This window comes from Meiothermus sp., from assembly GCF_025056915.1.
Lineage (GTDB): Bacteria > Deinococcota > Deinococci > Deinococcales > Thermaceae > Meiothermus.
Window position 1 is genome coordinate 1 of the sequence record NZ_JANWVH010000116.1, and the last position, 6,074, is coordinate 6,074.

Consider the following 6,074-nt stretch of genomic DNA (forward strand, 5'->3'; position numbering starts at 1 on the left):
AGGCCTGCTCGCACAGGCATTGCTGCTCCTGGGCCTGGCGTAAATCGCCCCGGGCACGCAAGGCCGCCATCACCGCCTGGCGCAGCGCGAGCTTTTCTAAGGGGGGGATTTCCGGGGCCTGCAAAAGCTTTAGCCCTGCTTGCAGGTCATCCGTGGAAACCTGCCCAAGCCGGGCCTGGGCCCAAAGCCGAACGCTCCAGAGCTGCGAGGCGGTGGTGAGGTCGTCGGAGTGGGTGTCCTGCACGGCCTGCAAGGCGCGGGTGGGTTGACCCAGCCTCAGCCAGGCCAGCCCCTCCACCCAGGCCATGCGCGGGAGGTTCAGGGAGTCGGCCAGGTGGGGTTCCTGGCGCAGGCGCTCGAGCCGCTTTAGGGCTTGCTCGGGCTGCCCCAGCGAGACCTCGCAGCGGGCCAGGTGGGTCTCGGCCCAGGGCAGGCGGCCCCACAAGCCCAGCTCCTGTATGGCCTGAACGGCGGCCTCCAGCAGCCGCCGGGCTTCGGCGGGCTGGCCCAGCCAGTGCAGGTCGTCGGCCAGCACCACCTGGTAAAAGAGGGCGTCGGCGCGGTGGCCGCTTTTCTGGCTCAGCTCCAGCGCCCGAGACACCGCCCGGTAGGCCTCCCCCAGCGCCCCTCGGTACCAGTGCACCAGGCTCAGGTTGTTCAGAAACTTGGCCTCCATCTCGGGGTTTTGCGGCTCACGGGCCATTTGCAGGCCCTCCTCGAGGGGGCCCAGGGCGGCCTCGAAGTTGCTGCACTGGTAGTGGATGGCAAACAGGTTCAAAAGGGCGTAGCGCAGCAGGGTTACGTCCCCCATCTCCCTGGCCTCGGTAATGGCCCGTTCGGCCAGCTGCACGGCCTCCTGGTAGCGGCCCTGGGCGGCGGTGAAGGTGGCGGCGTTTTGCAGGGCGTTGTTCTGACCGGTGCGGTTGCCCAGCTTTTGCGCCAGGGCCCGCTCGGCCTCGGTATAGCCCAGGGCGGCCTCCAGCTTGCCCTGCCGGTAGGCGAAAACGCTGAGCCAGTCGTAGACCTCGAGGGTCAGGGGGTCTACCGGCAGTAGGGCCTGGGCTTGCAGCAAACGGGCTTCGGCGGCCCCAAGCTCACCCATCGCCCCCAGGGCCCGGCCTCCCAGGTAGAGGGCCTTGGCCTGTAAGGGAGCGGCCAGAGGCCCGGACTGCCCCACCCCTTCGGCCTCGGCCAGCGCCTCCTTATAGCGCCCACAGAGCAGGTGGTGCTCGGCCCAGCCCAACCGGGTTTCGGCCTGCAAGGCGGCCTCTCCCAGTTCCTGGGCCAGCCGCTCCATCGCGCCCAGGGCCTCAGCCCAGGGGGTGCGTTCGTCCAGGGTCTGCCAGAGCCGGGCCCGCTCGCGTTGAATCTCAAAAGCCACCCGGCCTTCTGCACCGTCCGACAGGGCCAGCTGGTACTGCTCTAAAGCCTCCCGGTGGGCATAGACCCGCACCGCGGCTAGGGCGGCCCGGAGGCGCCAGGGGATGGCCTCCTGGGGCCTGCCGCCCTCTTCCCAGTGTTCGGCTACGCGGGCCGGGTTGCCGCCCTGACGGGCCAGGCTCTGGGCCAGTTTGCGGTGCAGCAGCCGGCGTCGCTCCGGCCCTAGCCCTTCGCGCACCGAGCGCCGCACCAGCTCGTGGCTGAAGGCATAGCCCGCATCCTGGCGGCGCAACAGGTCGGCGGCCAGGGCCTGCTCGAGGGCCTCCAGGCTTTCCCACTCCGAAAGGGCGGTAGCGCCCCTCAGCACCTCCAGGCTGAAGCCATCCCCCGCCAGGCTGGCCGCCTCCAGGAGCCGCCGGGGCACAGCCCCCAGCCCCTCGATGCGCCGCCACACGGCCTCCCGCACCGAGGCGGGCAGGGGCAGCTCGCGGTAGTCGGTGGTTTCCTGGTCGTAGGGGGTGTGCCAGCCCTCGGGGCCCACCTGCAAGGCCCCCGACTCGAAGAGCGCCTTGAGGGTTTCCAGCACGAACAAGGGATTGCCCCCGGTGGCCCCGTGGAGCCGCCGGGTGAAGCGTATGGCCCCCGAGGAGCCCGAGAGTGCGCGCACCAGCCGCAAGAGGTCGGTCTCGGAAAAGGGCTTCAGCTCAATCAGAACAGCCTGGCCCCCCTCGACCTGCTCCCGGATGGTTCTCAGGATGACCGGCTCGAGCTCCTCCTGTCGGAAGGCCACCAGCGGGTGCAGCACCCCCTCCGGCAGGAGCCGGGCCATGGCGTAGGTGGCCACCTCGAGGCTGGCGGCATCCCGCACAAAGTGCAAATCGTCGGTCACGATGCTCCGCACGCCCTGCCGCCCCAGGGCCCGGATCACCTCGGTGAGGGCCTCCAGGAGCCGCAGCTTGCCTTCCGGGGTGGTGATGGGGGGCGGGGGTTCGTCCGAAAGCTCCGGCACCAGCCGGGCAAGTTCCCGCCGCACCCAGGGGGCCAGTTCCAGGCCCGGAAACTGGGCCAGCGACTGCCGGATGGCCCGGCTGTAGAAGGCATAGGGGATGCCGCCGTCGGAGGGCTGGGCTTGCAGGAGAAAAAAGGGGCCCTGGTGCCGGGCGAACTCGAGCAGCAGCCGGCTTTTCCCCACGCCGGGCGGCCCCGCCAGGTAGATGCCCTGCCGGGCCTCCCAAGCCGCTTCCAGGCGGGCCCACTCGGCCTCGCGCCCAATCAGGGGAGGGTTCAGGGCCAAGCCGGTGGGGGTTGGGGTGGGCGGGGGGGGCGGGGGCCTCAGGCTGCCCTGTTCAATCTGGCGGGCAAGTTCCAGGGTCTCGGGCAGGGGGTCGAGGTGCAGCTCTCGCTTGAGCAAAGCCCGCAGCCGGCCGAAGCGCTCCAGCGCGGCCTCCCGCTCGCCCAGCAAGGCGTGCAGGCGCATGGCCTCGCGGTGGTGCAGCTCTTGCAGCTCGTCCTCCCGCAGCAGCTCGAGACGCACGGCCAGGGCCCCCCGCAGGTCGTGGGTGGCCTCAAGCCTTTCGGCTTGCTTTTGCAGGGCGCTGCGATAGGTCTGGCCGAGTTCCTCGCGCTTCCCCTCGAGCCACGCTTCAAACCCCACCGCGCCCGGAAGTTCCAGCCCCTCCAGCAAAGGCCCCCGGTGGAGCGCTAGGGCAGCAGGGAAATCTTCATGCTCCACGGCAGCTCTAAACGCGGCCACATCGGTCTGGAGGCCCTCCAAAGCCAGCAGGTCGCGCTCGGTGTGCAGGGCTTTCGCCAGCGGGGTGTGCCGCAGCCGGTTGAGCTCGCGCCGGAGGTGGCCCCGGGCGCTTGATTCGTCCTGCTCGCTCCAGAACAGACCGGCCAGCTTGCTGCGGGGGGTGGGGCCTTCCAGGGCAAGGTAGGCCAGCAGCCCCAACAGCTTGCGGGTGGGCAGCGCCAGCGGCTTTCCCGCCTGCTCCACCGCAGGCGCTCCCAGCAAGCGCAGTCGAACCGGGGACATGATTTGTGCTCAGAATAACGCACAGGCTGTTATGCAACCGTTATGGCCCGCTGGGGTATTCAAGCCCCCATGCCGGAGAACTGCCTGAGCCCTCTGCGCCACAGCCAGCGGTTGATCACCCAGAACACCACGAACCAGGCCCCCAGCACCAAAAACCCCTGGGCCACGCTGCCCGTCACCGGCAGCCCGGCAAAAAGCGAGGCGGGAAAATAAACCAGGTAGGGAAAGGGAGTGAGGAGGGCAAGGTTGCGCACCGCTTCGGGGAAGACCGAGAGGGGCGCAATCAGGCCCGAAAGGAAGAGATAGGCCACGAACCACAGCTCCTCCACGGCGGCCCCGCGCTCGGTCCAGAAGCACAGCATGGCGAAGGTGTACTGCATCAGGAAGCGCAACAGGAAAGCGGCCACCGAGGCCACCAGCCCCAGCACCACCCCCTCGAGCTCGGGCACAAAGCGGGCCTGTGGATAGATGGCCAGGAAGACCGCCACGATGAGGAGGCCAAAGGGCAGCCGGGTCAGGCGCTCGGCCACGTGCTGCATCAGGTGGTCCCAGCCGGGGTCAATGGGCTTCAAGAGCTTGAACGAGAGCCGGCCCTGCACCACATCGTCCTGAAACTCCCAGATCACCCAGACAATGGTCAGCTGGCGCACCAGAAACACGCACAGAAAATAGCGGGCGAACTCCGGGGCCGTCAGGGCAAAGCCGCCGCCCTCGGCGGCCTGGGTCCAGACCCCCATCAGAATCAGGGGCAGCATGGCCGAGAGGGCCCAGAGCAGCACCTCGGCGCGGTATTCCAGAAAATAGGCGTACCAGACCGCGAGCAGGGAGCGAAGCTTGCCGAGCACCCCTTCAGTCTACGGCCCATCTGGGCTTATTTGCTGCGCACCACCAGCACCGGCTTGTCCGAGCGGTGCAGCACCGCCTCGGTGACCGAGCCCAGCATGAAGCGGTCCAGCCCGCTGCGCCCGTGGGTGCCCATCACGATCAGGTCGTGGTTTTTGGCCTCGTTCAGGATGACCTCCACCGGGCGGCCCTCCACCAGCTTGGTCTCGGCCTGGACTCCGGCGGCCTGGGCTAGCTCGGCGGCCTTGTTCAGGGCCTCCTGACCCACCCGCTTGAGGTCTTCGATCAGCTCGAGGCCATACGGCACGCTCTCGGGGCTGATCCACAGGGTTGCGCTGATGTTCTCCACCGCATACAAGAACGTCACGCTGGCCCCCATATTCTTGGCCACTTCCAGGCCTTCGGTGATGGCTTTCTGGCTACAAGTGCTGCCATCGGTGGGCATCAGGATTTTTTTGTACATTGGCCCTCCTTTCTCCAGAGTCTAAGCTAGCCCCGCCCCCTCAGGACGAAAGCCCCTGCGCGGGAATGTAACGCCTCCACGCCACTACGTAACGCTCTCTATTTTGGGCTAAAAATCCGATAAACACAAGGGAATTCCTGCCTGCACCGGTCGGGTTCAAACCGCCGAAATTAACGTAACAGCCAGGTGTTCACAAGGCGCAGCCCACTCGAGCAAGGCCGCCTACAATCGCAATTGCTTATGACTTTTCCCGAACTGCTCGCCAATTTGGTTGCCCGCGGGGTTTCCGACATCCACATGCACGTAGGCTTGCCCCTCATGGCCCGCCTGCACGGCAAACTTAGCCCCATTACCCAGAGCCCGCTCACGCCCCAGTACACCGCCGCACTGGTGGATATGATGTGCAACGAGCGGCAAAAAGCGGTTTTTGCCGAACGCAACCAGGTAGACCTGGCCTATGCGGTGCCGGGGGTGGCCCGCTTCCGCGTCAACCTGTTCCGGCAGCGGGGCTCGGTCAGCTGCGTGATGCGGGTGGTCAACTCCGACGAGAGCAAGCTCAAGATTGTCTCGCTGCCCCAGGAAACCATCAACTATTTCCGCGATAAAGAAAAGGGCCTGGTGCTGGTCACCGGCCCCACCGGATCGGGCAAGTCCACCACGCTGGCCCGCATCCTCGATGAGATCAACCAGCATCACGCCAAGATGATTGTGACCCTGGAAGACCCCATCGAATACCTGCACCGGGCCAAAAATTCCATCGTGGTGCAGCGGGAGATTGGGCAGGACGCTCCCAGCTTCAAGGATGGGCTGGTGGCGGCCATGCGCCAAGACCCCGATGTCATCATGATTGGCGAGATTCGCGACCACGCCACAGCAGCGGCAGCCCTGGAGGCAGCCCAGACCGGACACCTGGTCTTCTCCACGCTCCATACCCTCGACACCGTGCGCACCGTCAACCGTGTGCTCGACCTCTTCCCGCCCCACGAGCGCGAGGTGGCCCGTATCCTGTTTGCCGAGTCGCTGGTCGGCATTGTCTCTCAGCGACTCCTGCCCAGCAAGCAAGGCGGGCGGGTGTGTGCGATGGAAATCCTCAAGGGCAACCTGCGCATCCGCGACCTGATCAAAGACCCCGACCGCACCAACGAAATCTACGAGGCCCTCAAGGATTCGTCGCTGGATGGGATGCAGACCTTCGACGACCACCTGGCCGAGCTGTACGCCCGCGACCAGATTGACCTGGAAACCGCCCTGGCCCACGCCACCAGCGCCCAGTACGTCAAGGTGAAGGCCCTGCAAATCAACGCAGCCCGCCAGACCTTGATTGACGAAGCGGTGGTGCAACACGGCAACTAG

Annotated in this window: 4 protein-coding genes; 1 reads left to right on the forward strand and 3 read right to left on the reverse strand. The window is 66.8% G+C overall.

Annotated features, from left to right (window positions below; all coding sequences use genetic code 11):
• The 3 genes from NZN28_RS13540 to NZN28_RS13550 all read right to left on the reverse strand — a co-directional run.
• A partial coding sequence (locus tag NZN28_RS13540) for an AAA family ATPase (protein WP_295399018.1) occupies nt 1-3,415 on the reverse strand: 3,415 nt, incomplete at its 3' end.
• 59 nt (nt 3,416-3,474) lie between these two features.
• Nucleotides 3,475-4,260, reverse strand: a complete 786-nt coding sequence (locus NZN28_RS13545) for an ABC-2 family transporter protein (protein ID WP_295399020.1) — start codon at nt 4,258-4,260, stop codon at nt 3,475-3,477.
• Nucleotides 4,261-4,286: 26 nt separating this feature from the next.
• Nucleotides 4,287-4,721, reverse strand: coding sequence for a universal stress protein (locus NZN28_RS13550; RefSeq protein ID WP_295399022.1), 435 nt, complete (start codon nt 4,719-4,721; stop codon nt 4,287-4,289).
• Nucleotides 4,722-4,961: 240 nt separating this feature from the next.
• On the opposite strand from NZN28_RS13550, the gene NZN28_RS13555 reads away from it, so the two are divergent.
• Entirely contained in the window at nt 4,962-6,074 is a 1,113-nt protein-coding gene (locus NZN28_RS13555) for a type IV pilus twitching motility protein PilT (RefSeq protein ID WP_295399023.1), read from the forward strand.

Bases quoted from the DNA above. Each gene is read 5' to 3' on its own strand.
- NZN28_RS13550 (WP_295399022.1), bottom strand. From the start codon at position 4,721: ATGTACAAAAAAATCCTGATGCCCACCGATGGCAGCACTTGTAGCCAG.
- NZN28_RS13555 (WP_295399023.1), top strand. From the start codon at position 4,962: ATGACTTTTCCCGAACTGCTCGCCAATTTGGTTGCCCGCGGGGTTTCC.